19 protein-coding genes are annotated in these 14754 nt (G+C 64.5%); 10 read left to right on the plus strand and 9 right to left on the minus strand.

Translation table 11 applies throughout. The annotated features are described in order from the left end of the window. Nucleotides 1-3 precede the first annotated feature (3 nt). The 5 genes from CIT39_RS22100 (at nucleotide 4) to CIT39_RS22120 (ending at nucleotide 4298) form a co-directional block, all read left to right on the plus strand. Nucleotides 4-963 (plus strand): ABC transporter permease, encoded by a 960-nt coding sequence (locus tag CIT39_RS22100; RefSeq protein ID WP_094972132.1) that lies wholly within the window; start codon nucleotides 4-6, stop codon nucleotides 961-963. Between the two features lie 3 nt (nucleotides 964-966). Beyond that, nucleotides 967-1845, plus strand: a complete 879-nt coding sequence (locus tag CIT39_RS22105; RefSeq protein ID WP_094972133.1) for an ABC transporter permease — start codon at nucleotides 967-969, stop codon at nucleotides 1843-1845. A gap of 5 nt (nucleotides 1846-1850) precedes the next feature. After that, nucleotides 1851-2582, plus strand: coding sequence for an aspartate/glutamate racemase family protein (locus CIT39_RS22110; RefSeq protein WP_094972134.1), 732 nt, complete (start codon nucleotides 1851-1853; stop codon nucleotides 2580-2582). Between the two features lie 241 nt (nucleotides 2583-2823). After that, nucleotides 2824-3549 (plus strand): outer membrane protein, encoded by a 726-nt coding sequence (locus CIT39_RS22115; RefSeq protein ID WP_244607431.1) that lies wholly within the window; start codon nucleotides 2824-2826, stop codon nucleotides 3547-3549. A gap of 254 nt (nucleotides 3550-3803) precedes the next feature. Next, nucleotides 3804-4298: a hypothetical protein gene (locus CIT39_RS22120; protein WP_094972136.1), complete on the plus strand. Its 495-nt coding sequence runs from the start codon at nucleotides 3804-3806 to the stop codon at nucleotides 4296-4298. 175 nt (nucleotides 4299-4473) lie between these two features. Here CIT39_RS22120 and CIT39_RS22125 read toward each other — a convergent pair whose 3' ends face one another. Both CIT39_RS22125 and CIT39_RS22130 read right to left on the minus strand, forming a co-directional pair. After that, nucleotides 4474-4833: a hypothetical protein gene (locus tag CIT39_RS22125; protein WP_094972137.1), complete on the minus strand. Its 360-nt coding sequence runs from the start codon at nucleotides 4831-4833 to the stop codon at nucleotides 4474-4476. Between the two features lie 102 nt (nucleotides 4834-4935). Beyond that, a complete protein-coding gene (locus CIT39_RS22130) occupies nucleotides 4936-5253 on the minus strand; it encodes a hypothetical protein (RefSeq protein ID WP_094972138.1) in 318 nt (105 codons plus the stop codon). Between the two features lie 141 nt (nucleotides 5254-5394). Between CIT39_RS22130 and CIT39_RS22135 the strand changes: the two genes are divergently transcribed. Further along, nucleotides 5395-5559: a hypothetical protein gene (locus tag CIT39_RS22135; RefSeq protein WP_162848667.1), complete on the plus strand. Its 165-nt coding sequence runs from the start codon at nucleotides 5395-5397 to the stop codon at nucleotides 5557-5559. Here CIT39_RS22135 and CIT39_RS22140 read toward each other — a convergent pair. Together CIT39_RS22140 and CIT39_RS22145 are read right to left on the minus strand one after the other, a co-directional pair. After that, nucleotides 5556-6086, minus strand: coding sequence for a gamma carbonic anhydrase family protein (locus CIT39_RS22140; RefSeq protein ID WP_094972139.1), 531 nt, complete (start codon nucleotides 6084-6086; stop codon nucleotides 5556-5558). The two genes, CIT39_RS22135 and CIT39_RS22140, sit on opposite strands and share 4 nt — an antisense overlap. Nucleotides 6087-6173: 87 nt before the next feature. Further along, nucleotides 6174-6503, minus strand: a complete 330-nt coding sequence (locus tag CIT39_RS22145; protein ID WP_018322105.1) for a DUF6949 family protein — start codon at nucleotides 6501-6503, stop codon at nucleotides 6174-6176. A 223-nt stretch (nucleotides 6504-6726) separates the two neighbouring features. Between CIT39_RS22145 and CIT39_RS22150 the strand changes: the two genes are divergently transcribed. Further along, complete coding sequence (locus CIT39_RS22150) at nucleotides 6727-7434, plus strand: hypothetical protein (RefSeq protein ID WP_094972140.1); 708 nt, start codon at nucleotides 6727-6729, stop codon at nucleotides 7432-7434. Between the two features lie 236 nt (nucleotides 7435-7670). On the opposite strand, the gene CIT39_RS22155 is transcribed toward CIT39_RS22150, so the two are convergent. Together CIT39_RS22155 and cysE are read right to left on the minus strand one after the other, a co-directional pair. Then, the gene (locus CIT39_RS22155; RefSeq protein ID WP_007602550.1) at nucleotides 7671-7889 is read right to left on the minus strand and encodes a DUF3126 family protein; all 219 of its coding nucleotides are present in this window, start codon (nucleotides 7887-7889) and stop codon (nucleotides 7671-7673) included. Between the two features lie 122 nt (nucleotides 7890-8011). Then, a complete protein-coding gene (gene cysE / locus CIT39_RS22160) occupies nucleotides 8012-8836 on the minus strand; it encodes a serine O-acetyltransferase (RefSeq protein ID WP_094972141.1) in 825 nt (274 codons plus the stop codon). A gap of 291 nt (nucleotides 8837-9127) precedes the next feature. Between cysE and CIT39_RS22165 the strand changes: the two genes are divergently transcribed. Then, entirely contained in the window at nucleotides 9128-10486 is a 1359-nt protein-coding gene (locus CIT39_RS22165) for a hypothetical protein (RefSeq protein WP_162308616.1), read from the plus strand. A gap of 69 nt (nucleotides 10487-10555) precedes the next feature. Here CIT39_RS22165 and CIT39_RS22170 read toward each other — a convergent pair whose 3' ends face one another. Then, complete coding sequence (locus CIT39_RS22170) at nucleotides 10556-10969, minus strand: hypothetical protein (protein ID WP_094972142.1); 414 nt, start codon at nucleotides 10967-10969, stop codon at nucleotides 10556-10558. A gap of 107 nt (nucleotides 10970-11076) precedes the next feature. Here CIT39_RS22170 and CIT39_RS22175 point away from each other — a divergent pair, with 107 nt between their 5' ends. Next, nucleotides 11077-12012 (plus strand): LysR family transcriptional regulator, encoded by a 936-nt coding sequence (locus CIT39_RS22175; RefSeq protein WP_094972512.1) that lies wholly within the window; start codon nucleotides 11077-11079, stop codon nucleotides 12010-12012. A gap of 175 nt (nucleotides 12013-12187) precedes the next feature. On the opposite strand, the gene CIT39_RS22180 is transcribed toward CIT39_RS22175, so the two are convergent. Together CIT39_RS22180 and CIT39_RS22185 are read right to left on the minus strand one after the other, a co-directional pair. Continuing rightward, a complete protein-coding gene (locus CIT39_RS22180) occupies nucleotides 12188-12943 on the minus strand; it encodes an alpha/beta fold hydrolase (RefSeq protein ID WP_094972513.1) in 756 nt (251 codons plus the stop codon). Between the two features lie 116 nt (nucleotides 12944-13059). Beyond that, nucleotides 13060-14196 carry a hypothetical protein gene (locus CIT39_RS22185; protein WP_094972143.1) on the minus strand — a complete coding sequence of 379 codons (1137 nt, stop codon included), beginning with the start codon at nucleotides 14194-14196 and terminating at the stop codon, nucleotides 13060-13062. A 307-nt stretch (nucleotides 14197-14503) separates the two neighbouring features. On the opposite strand from CIT39_RS22185, the gene CIT39_RS22190 reads away from it, so the two are divergent. Continuing rightward, complete coding sequence (locus tag CIT39_RS22190) at nucleotides 14504-14749, plus strand: zinc-finger domain-containing protein (protein WP_008562814.1); 246 nt, start codon at nucleotides 14504-14506, stop codon at nucleotides 14747-14749. Nucleotides 14750-14754 lie beyond the last annotated feature (5 nt).

Here is a 14754-nt window from a genome sequence, read left to right on the forward strand (position 1 = left end):
GTGATGGACACCTCGGAGGACATCCTGCAACAGGCATCCCCGGATCTCATCCGGGGATCGGACACCGCGCGCGCTGCAAAGGCCGCGCGGTGGTCGCCGTCCTTCATCTCCTGGCTCCAGGCCGGACCGATGATGCTGGTGTTTCTCGCCTTCTTCCTGATCCCTCTCGTCTTCGTCGTCATCGTCTCGTTCTGGGACTACAACGAATACCAGTTGCTGCCGGCCTTCTCCGGCCGCGGCTACACCGACACGTTCGAAGGCTGCATCGCGCAGCTCCCCGAGCTCTGCACGATCGGGCGAACCTATGTGATGACGCTGAAGCTCTGCTTCATGGTCTGGGCGATCACGCTGTTCATCGGCTTCTGGGTCGCCTATTTCCTCGCCTTCCACGTCAGGTCGAAGACCTGGCAGATGGGATTGTCGCTGCTCTGCACGATCCCGTTCTGGACCTCCAACGTGATCCGCATGATCGCCTGGATCCCCCTGCTCGGCCGCAACGGCCTCGTCAACTCCGGCCTGGTCAAGACCGGCCTGATCAACCATCCCGTGGAATGGCTGCTGTTCTCCGAATTCTCCGTGGTGCTGGCGCTGGTGCACCTCTTCACCTTCTTCATGGTGGTGCCGATCTTCAATTCGATGATCCGCATCGACAAATCGCTGATCGAGGCCGCCTATGACGCCGGCGCCACCGGCTTCCAGACGCTCGTCAACGTCATCATCCCCCTGGCCAAGCCCGGCATCGTGATCGGATCGATCTTCGTCATCACCATCGTGATGGGCGACTTCATCACCATCGGCGTGATGGGCGGCCAGCAGATCGCCGCTGCCGGCAAGATCATCGAGACGCGGGTGAACGCGCTGCAATTCCCTGCCGCCGCAGCCAACGCCGTCATCCTGCTCGTCATCACCTTCCTGATCATCACCATGATGTCGCGCATCGTCGACATCAAGAAGGAGCTCTAGAGCATGACGGAAGGACGCCCGCGCTCGTTCTACGTGCTCGCGATCTTCTTCGCGGCCTATGTGCTGTTCCTCTACGGGCCGATGATCGCGATCTACGTGCTGTCGTTCCAGGGGCCGCAGGGCGGCCTCACCTTCCCGATGAACGGCGTGTCGACCTTCTGGATCGCAAAGCTGTTCAAGGGGACCGGCATCGTCGATCTCGGCGCGGCCTTCCGCCGCTCGCTATTGCTCGGCATCATCGTGATGATCGTCACCGTCGTGCTGTCGGTCGCCGCCGGCATGGCTTTCCGCAGGAAGTTCAGGGCGCAGAGCATCCTGTTCTACTCCGCGATCGCGAGCCTCATCGTGCCCTCGATCATCACCTCGCTTGGCATCTCGCTAGAATTTCGCATCATCGACGACCTGATCAAGGCGCATTGGAACGAGAATTTCGAGACCTCGATGGGCCTGCTCACGTCAGGCCTGGGTGCGCATCTGACCTGGACGCTGCCGTTCGGCCTGCTCATCATGTTCGCGATCTTCAACCGCTTCGATCCCAGGCTCGAAGAAGCCGCGCGCGATCTCGGGGCGACGCCATGGCAGACGTTCCGTCACGTCGTGCTGCCGATCATCCTGCCCTCGGTGATCGGCATCGGCCTGTTCGGCTTCACGCTGTCCTGGGACGAGCTCGCCCGCTCCAGCCAGGCGATCGGGGCCGTGAATACGTTGCCGCTTGATCTGCAGGGCCTCACCACCACCGTGACGAACCCCGACATCTATGCGCTCGGCACCGTGATCTCGGCGGTGTCGTTCACCGTGATCACGCTTGCGCTCGGCACCATCCACGTGCTCAACAAGCGGCAGGCGGCCAAGGGCTCGGATGCCGGCCAGGGACTTGTCTGATCGCGATGCGACTTCACGTCGTCAATCCCAACACGACCGCGTCGATGACGGCGAAGATCGCCGCTGCTGCGCGCAGCGTCGCCCTGCCCGGCACGGTGATTGACGCGCGCCAGCCGGCGATGGGTCCGGTTTCGATCGAAGGATTTTACGACGAAGCCTTCGCCGTGCCCGGCATGCTCGGCTGCATCCGCGAGGCCGACCGCGACGGTGCGAATGCCCACATCATCGCCTGCTTCGACGACACCGGCCTGGATGCCGCGCGCGCCGTCGCCAAGGCGCCGGTGGTCGGCATCGGCGAGGCCGGCTTCCACATGGCGAGCCTGGTCGCGGCGCGCTTTGCCGTGGTGACCACGCTCGGGGTTTCCATCGTGCCGATCGAACATAATCTGCGGAAATACGGTCTTGCCGAGCGTTGCGCCCGCGTCCGCGCCGCCGACGTCCCGGTGCTTGCGCTCGAGGCACGCAACGCCGACGCGCTCGCAAAAATCTCCGCGGAGATCACGGCCGCCATCCGCGACGACCGCGCGGAGGCGATCGTGCTCGGCTGCGCCGGCATGGCCGACCTCGCCGCCGAGCTAGCCGCCATGCACGGCCTGCCCGTGGTCGACGGCGTCACCGCGGCGGTGACGCTGGCGGAATCATTGGTGCGGCTGGGGTTGAAGACCTCGCGGCTCGGGCCGTACGCTGCGCCGCGGGCGAAACCCTATGATGGATTGTTGTCGGGCTTTCGTCCGTAGGTGCAGCACCACATACCTCTGGACTGCATCAGCAGAGCTTCAGTGTGCCCGGCCGACAACAGCGCAAGCTTTTCGCGGCATCGAGTTCCACAATTGTTGTCGGGCCCGCTGCGACCTGCGAATCTGCAAAGACTTTGATTCGGGGCGCACGCGGGGGCGGAGCATGGCGAGATACTTGACTGCAAAGATTGCAGGAGCACTGGCCTGCGCCGCTGTCGCGGGTTCGGCACTGGCGGCCGACATGCCTGTGAAGGCGCCGCCGGCTGCGGCGACGTCATGGTCGGGATTTTACGCCGGTGTTTCGATCGGCGCCCGCTGGGCTGCCAACGACTGGCAGACCAGTGACGTTTCCCCGAACTTTCCCGGCACGATCGTCCCGACAGAGGGCACCGGCGGCGCAATCGACAGCGTCGCGGCCAGGTTCGGGGGCTATCTCGGCTACAACGCCCAAGTCTCGACATCCTGGGTCGCCGGCGTCGAGGCTGATTTCGGGTGGGCCGACAACAAGAAGACGGTGAATGCTATACCGGGCACAGCCGGGCTCTTCTTCGGCACCCCTTTAGTCGGCCTTCCATCCGGCACCGTGAAGGAAACGTGGGACGGCAGCCTGCGTGGCCGTCTCGGTTATCTCGTTGGGCCCGCCACACTGGTCTACGGCTCTGGCGGCGTCGCGTGGCAGCGCCTCGAAGTGAACGCCAATTGCACTTTGGTTCCCGGAAACCGCTTCTGCTTCGGCAGTGCTTACAATGAAACCTATGCATCGACCAGAGTCGGCTGGACCCTCGGCGGCGGTGTCGAGCACATGATTGGCGGCAATTGGCTCGCGCGCGTCGATTACCGCTATGCGGATTTCGGAACTTGGACCCAGACTTTCTTCGCCCCAGGAATCGGGTTCGACGACCGCTTCACCGCGCACGTGAAGGCCCGCACCCACACCGCAACGGTCGGCATCGCCTATAAGTTCTGAGGCGGAAGCACCGACTCGCGCTCCGTCGAACCAGCTCGGCTTTGCCTGCTTGGACGGGGACCTGCTGCGTACCGTTGCATCGAGATAAATCGGTAACTCGAAACCTTTTTTTGCCGAATTCCGTTCGTTCTGATGGGGCCAGCCTCTTTTTGGTCCCAATTGTTGCTGATCAGTAACACTTTCGGGACGCCCCGGCGGCTTTCGGCCTGCCGGTCTTCGCCACGCACCAAGTTTCAATTTGGGTTTAGTCAGCGATGATCGATCTCGCAGCGGACACTCGGTCCAATACCCTCCTTCGTCTCGGCGCCCAGCCCATCGCGCTGACCGCCGCCGCGCTCCTGCTGCTGATTGCGGGTGCCACCTCGATCGCGATCTGGCGCGCCTATACCGGCGCGGCGCCGGAGACCGACCGGGTCGTGGTCACGCGGCAGCTCCAGGCCCGCACCGCCCAAGCCTCTGAGCAGCTGGTCGAGAAGACCAAGGGGCTGGAGGCGACCCAGCAGGAATCGATCGACCAGCTTCAGGTCGTGCAGGACCAGCTCCAGACCATGAAGCGACTGATGGCGGCGCAGCAGGCTGACACCAAGCGCCTGTCCGAACAGGTCGCATCACTGAACGAGTCGATCGACGGCTTGCGGCAATCGTTTGCCAGCGCACGGGCGACCGAGGTTGAAGCGCCCTCGGTTACCCGCAGGAAACCGGCGCGGCAGCGCGTCCACGCCAGCGCGCGCAAGCGCTCGGGCGGCTGAGCACCCGCCACGCGGGTGGAACTTTATTTTCGCCACTTGTGAACTGGATCACATTCGCCCGTATGATTCCGCGCGATGGTCAGCGTTACCGGATGGCGTGAGCCGATTTCAATGTCCGGGGCTGGCAAGGTCGTTGACGGTATACTGCGTCAACGGCCTTGTTTTTTGTGGGACCCTATTCGCAGACGTCCACGCGGCGGATCCGCCAGCCCGCGGGCGTCATGACACGCTTACGCGCGACGTAGCAGCCGCCATACCCGTCGTTATAGTCGCCGTAGCCGGTACGATAATAGTAGGGGCTGCCGTAATAAGGGTAGCCGTAGCCGTAATAGCCACCGTAGTAGCCGGCGCCGGCGATACCTGCCCCGATCGCAACTCCGGGCCAGAAGCCGCCGCCGTGCCAGTGGCCGCCGTGGCCCCAGCCGCCGCCGTGACCCCAGCCGCCATGCCCGAATCCCCTGGCGTGGGCCACCTGCGGTGCCGACAGCCCGACCACTGCAACGGCCAGCGCCGCCATCATCATCCTGCGTAACATCACTCGATCCTCCGCGTGGACACTCCACGCTTCAAAGCGGGATCAAGCTAACGTCACTTGAGCATTCCGGACAGCCACGCTGTCTCACTTCCGCGCGAGCGTTCAGCACCCGCGGCAGATGCTCTTGAGCTTCTTGTCGAGGAGCTTGTTCTCGGCATTGACCGCGGCATCGGTACCGCCGCCTGAGCCGGTGCCAGTCGTGACTCCGGAGCCCGCGCCGGATGACTGAGCCGTGCCCAGGCTGTTGGTGCCGGGCGGCGGAGCCGGCGAGTTGGCGACGCCTCCGCCCGGTCCCGCCGGACCTCCGGTCGATCCGGCAGAACCGCCGCTCGCCTGCGCGAACGCGACGGCCGGCATCGCCGCGAGGGCAAAGATCACCATCATGGTCTTGAGTGAGACGGTTGCGGGCGATGCGGCCATGAGAAGTCTCCTTTCGCGGTCAACCGCCGCGGCGAAGACCGGTTCCGGAACAAATGCCGTGAGATCAGCTTGAATCAGGGGCGTGCGCCACGCGCAAGCTCATCACGGCGACCTCCAACCAATAGGAAAGGCAAAGTCACGATGACCGATCGCGACCCTTTTGCAGAAGGCGAACGCGCCGCGCGCCAAAACATTCCCGCTGAAGCAAATCCTTATTCAGACGGCAGCGACGAATACGCGTTGTGGTCGGCGGGCCATGAGAAGATCGCGAGCGCTATGGAGGCAAGCGAGTCCGAAGGCATTTAGCCAATCTGCTTCAGGCCCTTCTTGAAGCGCGGACCGTTGGCGACATAGAACTTCGCCGCACTTCCCATCTTCTGCACCTGGGCGTCGTCGAGCGTGCGGATCACGCGCGCCGGTGAGCCGATGATCAGGGAACGTTCGGGAAATTCCTTGCCCTCGGTGATGACGGAGCCGGCTCCGACGATGCTGTTGCGGCCGATCTTCGCGCCGTTCATCACGATCGAGCCCATGCCGATCAGCGCGCCCTCCCCGACGGTGCAGCCGTGCAGGATGACGTTGTGGCCGACCGTGCAGTTGTTTCCGATGACCAGCGGAAAGCCGAGATCGGTGTGGCAGGTCGAGCCGTCCTGGACATTGGCGCCCTCGCCGATCTCGATCCATTCATTGTCGCCGCGCAGCACCGCGCCGAACCAGACGCTGGCACCAGGCTTCAGGCGCACGCGGCCGATGACCGTGGCGGTGTCCGCGATGAAATAATTGCCGTCGGCGGGAAGGTCGGGCGCCTGCCCGTCGAGCTCGTAGATCGCCATGGAAGTCTCCTGTCGCGTTGGCCACAGGAATAGCGAAACGGCAGCCGCGACGCAAAGGCCGCGCCGGCGGAGCTCAATGCGCGGGCGTCAGCCCAGAACGCCGGCGGCGCGCAGCGTCATCAGGAAGAAGGTGCCGCTCATCATGCTCCAGAAGCCGGCGATGAGGGTCGCCATCATCACGAATTCGGCACGGCGGCTTTCCACCCGCATGCCGCGCAGCGTGTTGCGCATGATGATGAAGGGTGCGGCGAACACCAGGAACGGCACCGCAGCGAAGGTCTTCGGCGCCACGCCGTCCTGCAACAGGCCGAAGCCGGCGGGCCGCTGCGCCAGCGCCTGGTATCCGTTCACGAGCGCACCCGCGAGCGCGAAGCCAATGCAGATCGAGAAGAAGGTGTTGAAAGCTTCAGGTGTCATCGGAACGGTCCGCCCTTACGCAACGCCGGAGCATTCCTGTGACAAATGGCGCCGGTTAACGCTACATTATCCTTAAGGGAAGGTTAACGCCGCCGTCCCGTCCACGCAGGGCCGTCCCCGCCCCTTGCGGCCGGGAACGCTGCGCGAAACCGCCGCCGCATGGCATATTCGCCGCTGATTCGTCGGCCACCGGCCGACTTCCGGCTCGACCTCGCGCAAGCTCATGACAGTGTTTTCGGCAGCTCCCCATAGGTCCCCCCGCACGCGCGTCTGGGCGCATGCCGTCCCGATCGTGCTCGGCGGCATTGCTGCGGTCTGCGCGGTCGCGCTCGTCGCCTATCTGTTGTGGCCGACCTGGGGCACCCGCGGCGTGGACGCCCCGGACAAGCTGCCGGTGAGCGTCGGCGGCACGCTATTCAACCTGCCGGTGACGGCGATCCGCATGAAGATCCAGCGCCACTCCGGGCCGCAGGAGCGCATCGATCTCGACTTCGTCTATCCGTCGCTCGAGCCGCCCAGCGCTCCGAAGCACGTCACCGCCGACACGGTGGAAGCGGCGGTGCAATCGATCGACCGCATCTTCCTGTCGATCGCAGCCCATCACGATGCGCTCTCGCCCGAGCAGCGGGCAGCCACGATCTATCCGCGCTATCTCGACCAGGCCGCGGCGACGCCCGCGGATGGCCTGACGATGCGGATGTTCCGCGCCGACACGCCCTACGGCAGCGAAGACTTCTATTCCGCTGCAAGCCCGGCGCTGACCGCGCGCTGCACCCGCGATGCGGCCACCCCGGGCATGTGCCTGTCCGAGCGCCGGGTCGGCGGCGCCGACCTCACCTTCCGCTATCCGCGGAGCTGGCTGTCGCGGTGGCACGATGTGGCGGAGGCGATGGACAGGCTGACGGCGCAGCTGCGCGGACCGAAGGGGTGAGCGGGGCCCGTTCGGCACAGGTCCGAAGTAAAAACTGCGAAAACAACCCCATGCACAGTAGCCAAGCGGCTGTGATTGTTCGTATTTTTCGAAGTCGAATTTCAGCGCTTTGATGTCGTCATGGGGCAGTTGTGAAGCTGCTGTTCGTCATTGCGAGCGCAGCGAAGCAATCGAGAATCCCTCCGCGGAAAGATTCCTGGATTGCTTCGCTGCGCTCGCAATGACGGAGGAGAGACTTACTCCTGATCGACCAGATCGTCCTCTAGGATCGCCATCTGGAACTGGAACGAGCGATCGTCGTCCTCGTCGTCGACGAAGAGCACGCCGATGAATTCCTCGCCGATATAGACTTCGGCGGAATCGTCCTTCTTCGGCCGCGGCACGACGCGGATCTTGGGATTGCCGAATACGCGCTTCAAATACGCATCGAGCTTTCTGACTTCTTTGACGTCCACGGCAAGTCTCCGATCGAAAATGGTCGGCGGGTTTTAGGACGAGACGCGACGAACCGCCAGCATGAATTGCCAAACAATTTGGGGACGAAAAGGGCTGGAGAATCCGGCCCTTGCACGCGAGCTCAAAGCCCCGTCGCGTTGATCATCTGATCCATCGTGCGCGACGGCTCTGCACAGCCGGCCTCGCCGACGATTTTGGCAGGCACGCCCGCGACGGTGACGTTGTGCGGCACGGGCTTGACCACGACCGAGCCGGCGGCGATGCGCGCGCAATGGCCGATCTCGATGTTGCCGAGGATTTTTGCGCCGGCGCCGATCAGGACGCCATGGCGGATCTTCGGATGACGGTCCTCGTTCTCCTTGCCGGTGCCGCCGAGCGTGACGCCGTGCAGGATCGAGACGTCGTCCTCGATCACCGCCGTCTCGCCGCAGACGAAGCCGGTGGCGTGGTCGAGGAAGATGCCGCGGCCGATGCGTGCGGCGGGATTGATGTCGGTCTGGAACACCGCGGAGGCGCGGCTCTGCAGATAATACGCGAAATCCTTGCGGCCCTTCAGCCAGAGCCAGTGCGCCAGGCGATGGGTCTGGATGGCGTGAAAGCCCTTGAAGTAGAGCAAGGGATCGATGAAGCGCGAGGTCGCGGGATCGCGGTCGTAGACCGCAACGAGATCGGCGCGGAAGGCGTTGCCGAGATCGGGATCGTCGCGCAGCGCCTCGCCATAGGTCTGGCGCACGAGGTCACCCGACAGCGCGGAGTGATCGAGCCGGTCGGCAACGCGGTGGATCACCGAATCTTCCAGGCGGCTGTGATGCAGCACCGTCGAATAGATGAAGGTCGCAAGCTCGGGCTCGCGACGGACGATGTCCTCCGCTTCGCCCCGGATCCGCTCCCAGATCGGATCGAGCGATGCGAGCTTTCCTCCCGGATTGACCTGATGCACTGTCATGGATTTGCTCTTTGGCATTTGCTCGTCGAATGGGCTCGTCTTGCCCGTTCTATAGCATAGTTTAGGCGACGACGTCCTGACCGGCTTGCCTGAGAGTGAACAGCGTCTTGCCTCGCAAAAGCACGACAAGACGTTGAAACACAACAGTTTCTTTCGAAGCCCCAAGCAACGAGGTCGGCTCAAAGTGGTCAGAGTTTTGCCAAATTCAAGCCGGGCGGCATCAAACTATTGGTGAATTCTCCGCCAACCGTTATTGCGGGCATGGTTCCAGAGCGAGGACGGGGAGCGAGTTTGAGCATCACCACCGATCAATTGCGCGCGCGCGCCGCGGGTACGTTTTGGCTGCGCGTGGCGGCGGTGGCCCTGCCCCTCCTGATGATCGCGCCGGCGTTCTGGAACGGCTATCCGCTGCTGCAATGGGATACCGGCGGCTATCTGGCGCGCTGGTACGAGGGCTATCTCGTCCCCAGCCGCTCCACCGTGTTCGGCCTCTATCTGCACTATGGCGAGAGCTTCGGTTTCTGGATCAACCTCGCGGCCCAGTCGCTGGCGACGCTGTGGCTGCTGCAGCTCACCCTGCGCGTGCTTGGATTGATGCAGACCTTTCGCTTCGTCGCGATCAGCCTTGGCCTGATCGCGTCGACGGCCCTGCCCTGGCTTGCGAGCATGCTGCTCACCGACATCTTTGCAGGTCTCTCGGTGCTGTCGCTGTTCCTGCTGATCGTCGGCGCAGGCCGCACCTCGCCGCTCGAAAAGATCGCGCTGTTCGTCTTCACCGCCTTTGCCGCGGCGACCCACAGCGCCACGCTCGGCGTGCTGCTCGGCCTTTGCGTCGCGGGCTGGATGGCACGGCCGTTTCTGAAGGAGCGCCTGCCGCTGGCCGGATTGGCGCAAGCCAGCCTCACCATCGTTGCGGGTGGCCTGATGCTGGTCTCGGCGAATTATGCGCTGTCCGGCAAGGCGGCGTGGACGCCCGGCGGATACGGCGTCGCCTTCGGCCGCATGATGCAGGACGGCATCGTCGCGCGCTATCTCAACGACCATTGCCCGCGCGAGCGCTACAAGCTGTGTCCGTATCGCAATGAACTGCCGGCGACCGCCGACGAGTTCCTGTGGGGCAAGAGCATGTTCAACACGCTCGGCCGCTTCGAAGGCATGAACGACGAGATGGGCTACATCGTCGTGCAGTCGCTGAAGGATTATCCGGCCTGGCAGGCCGGCGCGGCGCTGCGGGCGATGGGCCAGCAATTGCTGCATGTCGCGACCGGCGAAGGCACCAATGGCTGGATCCCGCACACCTACGGCATCATCGAGCGCTACGTGCCTTCGCAGGTCGCACCGATGCGCGCGGCGCGCCAGCAGCACTGGGGCATCAATTTCGATGACGTCAACTGGCTGCATGTCCCCGTGGCGCTGGCCTCGATGCTGGCGCTGGTCGCGCTGCTCGCGCATGCACTGGCGAACCGCCGGCTGGACGATTTGACGCTGCTGGCAGCGACCGTGACGCTGGCCTTGCTCGGCAACGCCTTCATCTGCGGCGTGATCTCGGGCCCGCACGACCGCTACGGCGCAAGGATGGTGTGGGTTGCGACCTTCGTGGTGCTGATGGCGCTGGCGCGGCGGTTTGGGGACGACGCCAAGGCGCGATGAGATTGGAGTGAAGCGTCCTCGCGCTTGGCTTCGTCCAGGCAGCGAGCGCATTCATTCGCCTCCATGTGTTCACATCGCCTTGGCGAGCGCGAACAGCCGGAAATCCTCGAGCGCGGCGTGCCGATGGGGAGCGACTTCGCGCCGGTAAGTCTCGGTGTCGACGATCGAGCGGAAGGTGGCGAAATCGCCGTATTCATTGATCGCCGCTTCGTCCCAGCGTTCGCCTGGCGAGCCGACGAGGCTCGTCAGGACCGGCCCGGAAAACACCCGCACGAGCGGCTTACCGGCCGCGAGACGCCGGAATGCCGGCCTATAGCGTTCATGAAAGGCTTCGCGACCCGAGCAGGGCGCGGCGTCGAATCCGTCCTCGTAACGCGCATGCGCGCGGTAGCACAGCAGATTGAGCATATAGACCGGCTGGCCGGGTGGAATCGCGCGCTCGGCGGCGTCAAGGGCTTGCAGGGTGATTTCGATGAGGCTCATGAGACGTCCCGTGTTTCCAGCGCCGCAGAATGCGCGCTGACGCTCCCTGTTTAGCCGTTCGGGAATGGCTCTTGTAGTGACCGCGTGGCCATGACTATGTGGACTACATGTCCACAACGAATTTGCCTCCCGATCTCTCGCGTCTCCTCGCCTTCGTCCGCGTCGTCGAGGCAGGCTCCTTTGCCGAAGCCGCGCGGCGGGCGGGGACGACCACCTCGGCGATGTCCAAGGCGGTCGCCCGCTTGGAAACGGCTCGCGGGTTGCGGCTTTTGCATCGCTCCACCCATTCGTTGGCGCTGACCGAAGAGGGCGACAGGCTGATGGCGGCGGGACGCGCGTTGGTCGAAAGTCTCGCCCGTGTCCAATCCGCGCTCGGCGAAGTCGCGCGCGACGATGGCGGACGGGTGCGCGTGACCGCCCCTGCCTCGTTCGCCCGCGCCTGCATCCTGCCGCGACTGCCCGCATTCCTGCGCGAACGGCCGGAAATCGAGATCGAGGTCAAATTCCGCAACGAGATTCTCGATCTCGCGGCGGAAGGCGTCGACGTCGCGATCCGCTCAGGGCCCCTCGACCGCGCGCCCGGCCATCAGGCGCGGCGGCTTTGCACGTTCTCCTGGATCGCTTGCGCCTCGCCTGCCTATCTGAAGGCGCGCGGCGCGCCGGCGACTCCATACCAGCTTTCCGCGCACGACCATGTCGGCTTCCGCAATCCCGCGAGCGGTCAGATCCTGACCTGGCGCTTCGCCGACCCGCGCGGCAAAGGCCCCATTCGCGTCACGCCCAAGCCCAAGCACATTTGCGACGACGCGCACGCTTCGCTCGCTTTGATCGTGAATGGGTTTGGGATCGGCTGGGGGCCGGCGTGGCTCGTCGAGGAAGACCTTCGCACCGGCCGGCTGGTCGAAGTGCTTGCGCCCTGGCGCGCGTCTGGAGAACCCCTATGGATGCTGCGCACCTCCGACCGCCGCCCGCCCCTGCGCACGCAGCGCGTCATGTCGTTCCTCACCACGCTTGCCGCCGCGTTCAGCGACAAGGCGGTGTGAAGCATCGTCGTCACCGAAATTCAGGCGCCAGGAAGCTGAGCGCCAGGTCCCAGGAGGTTAGCAGGCGAAGACCCCTCCTGGCAGACTCCATATCTCTGTGCGGGAAGGAGTGGACAGTCGCCTCTGTCGGGCCCCTTACGATGGCAACAACTTCATCGCCTCACGCAACATCACCTCAGCCGCGGCGCGAGAGAAACTCCAGCACGCCGTTCTTGTAGACCTTGTCGCCGACCGCACGCATGTGGTCGCGGTTCGGAATGTCGAGCACTTCCGAGCCGGGGATGATCGCACCGAGCGCGCTGGCGCTTCCCGCGACGTCGTCGGTCGAGCCGACCGCGATCAGCACGGGCACGTTGATGCGTGCAGCCTCGTCCTTCGTCATGAGATCGCGTGTGCCACGCAGGCAGGCGGCGAGCGCTCGCCGGTCGGAGCGGGTCTGATCGGCGAAGGCGCGAAAGGTGCGGCCGACGGGATCGGTGACGTCGTCGAGCGATGGCGCCTCCAGCGCCTTCGCGACGTTCTCACCGGGGCCGGTGCCCTCGATCAGGCCGCCGATGCCGATGCCGCCGAGGATCGCCGAGCGCAGGCGCTGCGGCTCTTTGAGGGATAGCCACGCGGTCATCCGTCCGCCCATCGAATAGCCCATGATGTCGGCCTGCGGGATGGCGAGATGATCCATGAGCGCAAGCACGTCGCCAGCCATTGTCGGAATAGAATATTGCGCGGGCTCGTAGAGCTTTGCGCTTTCGCCATGGCCGCGATTGTCGAGCGCAATCGCGCGGCGGCCGTTCTTGCGCAGCTCCGAGACCCAGGTCGGATAGACCCAGTTCACGTTCTTGCTGGAGGCAAAGCCGTGCACCAGGATGATCGGATCGCCCTCGCCTTCGTCGAGATAGGCAATTTCAACGGCGCCGTTGTGAAAGCTCGGCATCATCAGTTCCGTGAGGTCTTGAGGGGAATGGTTGATCTTAGAGCACGATCCGGGAAAGTGTGCAGCGGTTTTCCGGCAACATCATGCTCAAACAATAACCCGAAGCGCGCCGCGCCTCAGGCCGTAACGGCCGCGTTTGCCAGAGCAGCTTCGGCTGCGATCCGGGCACGGCGCAGCCGCCGCGCCCGTTTGCGATCGCACCAGGCCTGGGTCAGGCGCTCGGTCGTCGCCTTGATGGATGAGAGAAGGCCGAACAGCGTCAGTCCCGCGCCGAAGAGCCACAGCGCCAGATCGAACGCGCCGCCGATCAGCAGCAGCGCGCCGCGGCCGAGCAGCTTCATGATCGCGCGCGCCTTGCCGCCCTGCGCTTCGGCAAGCCGCGCCGCGCGCGCGACGTCCTTCGGACCGTCGGCGATGCGCAGCGTATCCATCGCCCCGCGCGTGCCGGTCTTCTCGGCGACGCGGGTGATGTCCTTCCCGAGCCGGACCAGCGCGCCGGCCTTCTCGGCGCGGAACGCCGCCTTGATCGCGCTGACGGTCTCGCCCGGGCGGAACACGGAGCCCTTGGCCACGGCGTTCTGGAGCATCGGCGTATCGACGACCTCGCGCGCGGAGCGGCCGGCCCATTTGGCGAGCCCGTCGCCGAGCCGCCCGACCTTGCGCGCATCCTTCACCAGCGTCAGTCCGGCGCGCACCGGCGCGGCACCACCGACGGACACGTAGGTGGCCGCCGTCACCGCAAGGCCGGCGGCCGCAAGCCCGAGCACGAGGCGGTCGGTGTCCTCGCCCATGGCAAGGTGCTTGCCCTCGCGCACCACGTCCCTGATGTCGCCGATCACGAAGAGATCGCCTGCCACCGTCCCGGAGAGGCTCGCGACGTCGTCGGCATTGCCGGTGACGAGACCGGTGGCGAACCGCTTGGCAAAATGCGAGGTGGAACTCTCGGCTTTGACCGCGTCATTGACGCGGCTCAGCAGGTCGTCGGGCAGCGCGATGTCGCGGTCACGCGCCAGCGCGACGAAACTGTCGGCGAGATCGGCATCGCCGGCGGCGAGCGCGGCTTCGATATTGTCCTGAACCAGGCGGTCATTGTGCCGCAGCAGTTGATCGAGCTTCAGCTCAGAGAGCACGGCTGGATCATCCTGGGCGGCGAGGATCGCGCCGGCCTCACGGGCGTGCGGTGCTACATGCGCTAGCAGGAAGCCGCAGGCCGCGATACCGGTCAACGCTGTGCTGATTCGCAGCCATTTCATATGGAAGAACCCGGCGATCCCTAAAATCGTCTGCGCCTTACGATTCCTCGTTCGGTACAATTTGCTCGTCCAAGAGACATAGTATGCCAAAATTGCGACACAACGTCCCCGACGAAAGAAGGGCTTCTCTCAGGCCTCAAGATTGTGTCGAATTTGCATGAGCAAATGAGCATGGGGCAATTGCGGAGCTTTCGGTTCCGCCGGACTAGCAATCACCTGCACCCGCCAGTATGGTCCGCGGCGCCTTAAAGATGCCGCGTCAGTTCGTGATTGTGTCTGCCGCCATTGCCACTCCAGGATGAGTTAGATGTCCGACCATGTCGTCCCGCACTTCCACAACGATGCCGGTGTCCCCGTCATCGAGATCGGCTCGCAAGAGTTCATGTGCGTGGGCGCCAACCCTCCGTTCGACCATCCCCACGTCTTCCTCGACCTCGGCAACGACAACGAGATCATCTGCCCCTACTGCTCGACGCTGTACCGCTTCGCGGCCGACCTGAAGCCGGGCGAAGCCCGTCCGCCGGAATGCGTCCTGAAGGACAAGGTGGCCTGACCGCG

The organism is Bradyrhizobium symbiodeficiens (assembly GCF_002266465.3).
Lineage (GTDB): Bacteria > Pseudomonadota > Alphaproteobacteria > Rhizobiales > Xanthobacteraceae > Bradyrhizobium > Bradyrhizobium symbiodeficiens.

What these genes read in the sequence shown, in the direction of transcription:
- CIT39_RS22185 (WP_094972143.1), bottom strand. Translation starts at nt 14,196, where the DNA reads ATGAAATGGCTGCGAATCAGCACAGCGTTGACCGGTATCGCGGCCTGC.
- CIT39_RS22135 (WP_162848667.1), top strand. Translation starts at nt 5,395, where the DNA reads ATGACCGATCGCGACCCTTTTGCAGAAGGCGAACGCGCCGCGCGCCAA.
- CIT39_RS22140 (WP_094972139.1), bottom strand. Translation starts at nt 6,086, where the DNA reads ATGGCGATCTACGAGCTCGACGGGCAGGCGCCCGACCTTCCCGCCGAC.
- CIT39_RS22100 (WP_094972132.1), top strand. Translation starts at nt 4, where the DNA reads ATGGACACCTCGGAGGACATCCTGCAACAGGCATCCCCGGATCTCATC.
- CIT39_RS22150 (WP_094972140.1), top strand. Translation starts at nt 6,727, where the DNA reads ATGACAGTGTTTTCGGCAGCTCCCCATAGGTCCCCCCGCACGCGCGTC.
- CIT39_RS22105 (WP_094972133.1), top strand. Translation starts at nt 967, where the DNA reads ATGACGGAAGGACGCCCGCGCTCGTTCTACGTGCTCGCGATCTTCTTC.
- CIT39_RS22110 (WP_094972134.1), top strand. Translation starts at nt 1,851, where the DNA reads ATGCGACTTCACGTCGTCAATCCCAACACGACCGCGTCGATGACGGCG.
- CIT39_RS22145 (WP_018322105.1), bottom strand. Translation starts at nt 6,503, where the DNA reads ATGACACCTGAAGCTTTCAACACCTTCTTCTCGATCTGCATTGGCTTC.
- cysE (WP_094972141.1), bottom strand. Translation starts at nt 8,836, where the DNA reads ATGACAGTGCATCAGGTCAATCCGGGAGGAAAGCTCGCATCGCTCGAT.
- CIT39_RS22170 (WP_094972142.1), bottom strand. Translation starts at nt 10,969, where the DNA reads ATGAGCCTCATCGAAATCACCCTGCAAGCCCTTGACGCCGCCGAGCGC.
- CIT39_RS22130 (WP_094972138.1), bottom strand. Translation starts at nt 5,253, where the DNA reads ATGGCCGCATCGCCCGCAACCGTCTCACTCAAGACCATGATGGTGATC.
- CIT39_RS22180 (WP_094972513.1), bottom strand. Translation starts at nt 12,943, where the DNA reads ATGCCGAGCTTTCACAACGGCGCCGTTGAAATTGCCTATCTCGACGAA.
- CIT39_RS22125 (WP_094972137.1), bottom strand. Translation starts at nt 4,833, where the DNA reads ATGTTACGCAGGATGATGATGGCGGCGCTGGCCGTTGCAGTGGTCGGG.
- CIT39_RS22175 (WP_094972512.1), top strand. Translation starts at nt 11,077, where the DNA reads ATGTCCACAACGAATTTGCCTCCCGATCTCTCGCGTCTCCTCGCCTTC.
- CIT39_RS22120 (WP_094972136.1), top strand. Translation starts at nt 3,804, where the DNA reads ATGATCGATCTCGCAGCGGACACTCGGTCCAATACCCTCCTTCGTCTC.
- CIT39_RS22190 (WP_008562814.1), top strand. Translation starts at nt 14,504, where the DNA reads ATGTCCGACCATGTCGTCCCGCACTTCCACAACGATGCCGGTGTCCCC.
- CIT39_RS22115 (WP_244607431.1), top strand. Translation starts at nt 2,824, where the DNA reads ATGCCTGTGAAGGCGCCGCCGGCTGCGGCGACGTCATGGTCGGGATTT.